The sequence below is a fragment of the Halolamina rubra genome, from assembly GCF_000739555.1.
GTDB lineage: Archaea > Halobacteriota > Halobacteria > Halobacteriales > Haloferacaceae > Halolamina > Halolamina rubra.
The window spans coordinates 1-2,809 of the sequence record NZ_BBJN01000070.1; the positions used below are offsets into that span (position 1 = coordinate 1).

Here is a 2,809-nt window from a genome sequence, read left to right on the forward strand (position 1 = left end):
CCACAGCCTCCCCAGCCGACTCCTTCCGTCGTTTCACTCAGTCAGTCGTCCCTCGCGCTCGCGTCGCGCACGGAGGCGCGAGCGCTTCGCGCCAAACCCGGGTGCGGTGCGGTTGCGGTGGACGACTCGCGCTCGCCAATCGCGGCGCCCGGGGGAGGGGTGAGGACTGGAGGCTGTGCCGGGCTTAGGCCCCGGCGCCCTGCGGTCCCAGTGGTCGAGCACCGGGATGCTGTCGCCGTCGCGGTGGCTGTCACCGTCGTCGACCCCTCCAACACCAATCAACACGAAACACGGGCGAAGAAGCAAAGAGTCGCCCCGCCCAACCCCGAGTGTGAAGGAGTACGAGCGGAAGCAGCTGCTGGAACGGGTCGGGCGCGAGGCCGCCACCATCGGCGCCGACATCCCGCGGGAGATCGAGGTCCAGGGGGAGACGCTCGAACTCCAGCAGTTCGTTTTCGAGATCAAGCGCCGAGAGACGGTGCCGGCGGACCAGCGCGAGCGCGTCGACGAGGCCAAACGCAACCTGCGCCGGGAGCGCAACGAGCGACTCGAACGGCTCGAGGAGGGCCAGATCAGCTACGAGGCGGGCGAGGCGCTCGCGAACAGCATCATCGGGATCGACCGCGCGCTCGACGCGCTCGAACAGCTCGACGCCGCCGACGTGGAGAGCGAGGCCGCCCGACAGGCGGCCGCCGACCAGAAGCGCTGGATGAACTTCCTCCAGCAGGCGCTGGGCCACGACGACGACGGCAGCCCGCGACGCGGGTCGCTCTGACCGCCGCCGCCGACAGCGACGACCGATCGACGCCACCACACCATGCCCACGAACGACGAACTCGCGACCCTGCTCGAAGAGATGGCCGACCTGCTGGACGCCAAGGACGTGGAGTACAAACCCACCGCCTACCGGCGCGCGGCCGAGAACGTCAGGGAGTACCCCGAACCGGTCGAGGAGCTGGCCGGCGACGGCGCCGACGCCGTCGCGGAGATCGACCGCGTCGGCGACGCCATCGCCGCGAAGCTGGTCGAGTACGTCGACACCGGCGAGATCGAGGAGCTCGAGGCGCTCCGCGCGGAGCTGCCCGTCGACATGGCCGCGCTCACCAGCGTCGAGGGGGTCGGCCCGAAAACCGTCGGCACGCTGTACGAGGCGCTCGGGATAACCGACCTCGACGAGCTCGAAGCCGCGGCCCGGGACGGGGAGATACAGGAAGTCAAGGGGTTCGGCCCGAAGACCGAGGAGAACATCCTCGGCGGCATCGACTTCGCCCGACAGGCCCACCAGCGCACGCTGCTGGGGAAGGGGCGCCCGCTGGGCGAGGCCGCCCGGGAGTTCCTCGCGGGCATCGACGCCGTCGAGGCGGCCGAACTCGCCGGCTCGAACCGGCGCTGGAAGGAGACGATCGGCGACGTGGACGTGCTCGCGGCCAGCACCGACGGCGAGGCGGTCGTCGACGCGTTCCTCGAGTGGGAGGACTCCGCGGAGACCATCGAGTCCGGGCCCACCAAGGCCGGCCTCCGGACCGGCGACGGCGTCCGCGTCGACCTCCGCGTGGTCGACCCCTCGGAGTTCGGCGCCGCGCTGCAGTACTTCACCGGGAGCCGCGACCACAACATCCACCTCCGGAACGTCGCGATCGACCGCGACCTGAAGCTGAACGAGTACGGCTGCTTCGACGTCTCCGGCGTCGACGACCCGGACGCGGGCCAGCGCGTCGGCGACCGCGTCGCCGGCGAGACGGAGGCGGGGATGTACGAGGCGCTGGACCTGCCGCTGATCCCGCCGGAGCTGCGTGAGAACACTGGCGAGATCGAGGCCGCCCGCGAGGGCGAGCTCCCGGACCTGATCGAGGAGGACGAGATCCGTGGCGACCTCCACGCCCACACCGACTGGTCCGACGGCGACGCCACCGTCGAGGAGATGGCCCTCGGCGCCGCGGAGTTCGGCCACGACTACCTCGCGATCACCGACCACGCCGAGGGGCCGGGCGTGTTCGGGAACACGGGGCTCGACCCCGAGGCGATCCGGGAGCAGGCCGCCGCCGTCGACGACGCCCGCGACGCCCTCGACGAGGCGGGGCACGACCTCGAACTGCTCCACGGGATCGAGACCAACGTCGACGCCGACGGCGGGCTCTCGACCCCGGACGAGCTGCTCGCGGAGCTGGACGTCGTGATCGCCTCCCCCCACGCGGCGCTGGACCAGGACCGCGAGCGGGCGACCGAGCGCCTCGTCGCCGCGATCGAGCACCCCCAGACCGACGTTCTGGGTCACCCGACGGGGCGGATGATCAACCAGCGCCCCGGGCTATCCCCCGACTTCGACCGGCTCGCCGAAGCCGCCGTCGAGAGCGGGACGGCGCTGGAGATCAACGCCAACCCGAACCGGCTGGACCTCCGGGACTCGGCGGTCCGGGTGGCCGTCGAGGCCGGCGCCGTCGTCGCGGTCGGCACCGACGCCCACCGGCCGGGCGCGTTCGCCGAGAGCCGGTACGGCGTCCACACCGCACGCCGGGGCTGGGCCGAGACCGACGATGTGCTCACCGCCCGCGACGTCGACGGCGTTCGGGCGTTCCTCGACTGATCGTGGCCGACCCCGAGCGACGGTTCTTCCTCGACGTGATGCTCGGGAAGCTCGCGACGTACCTGCGGATGTGCGGGTACGACACCGCGTACGCGCTGGACCGCGGGGTCGAAGCAGACGCGCGGATCCGGCGGCTCGCGGCGGCGGAGAACCGGACGCTGCTCACCCGTGACGAGCAGCTGGCCGCCAGCGTCGACGACGCGATCCTGCTCACCGAGCGCGGCG

Annotated in this window: 3 protein-coding genes; all 3 read left to right on the forward strand. The window is 71.9% G+C overall.

Annotated elements, in window-relative coordinates:
* The first annotated feature begins 331 nt into the window (after positions 1–331).
* The gene (locus ACP95_RS15010) at positions 332–775 is read left to right on the forward strand and encodes a DUF5788 family protein (RefSeq protein WP_049981975.1); all 444 of its coding nucleotides are present in this window, start codon (positions 332–334) and stop codon (positions 773–775) included.
* A 42-nt stretch (positions 776–817) separates the two neighbouring features.
* A complete protein-coding gene (polX, locus tag ACP95_RS15015; protein ID WP_049981976.1) occupies positions 818–2,584 on the forward strand; it encodes a DNA polymerase/3'-5' exonuclease PolX in 1,767 nt (588 codons plus the stop codon).
* 38 nt (positions 2,585–2,622) lie between these two features.
* The coding region (locus tag ACP95_RS15020; RefSeq protein WP_237560459.1) for a Mut7-C RNAse domain-containing protein at positions 2,623–2,809 on the forward strand (187 nt) is incomplete at its 3' end.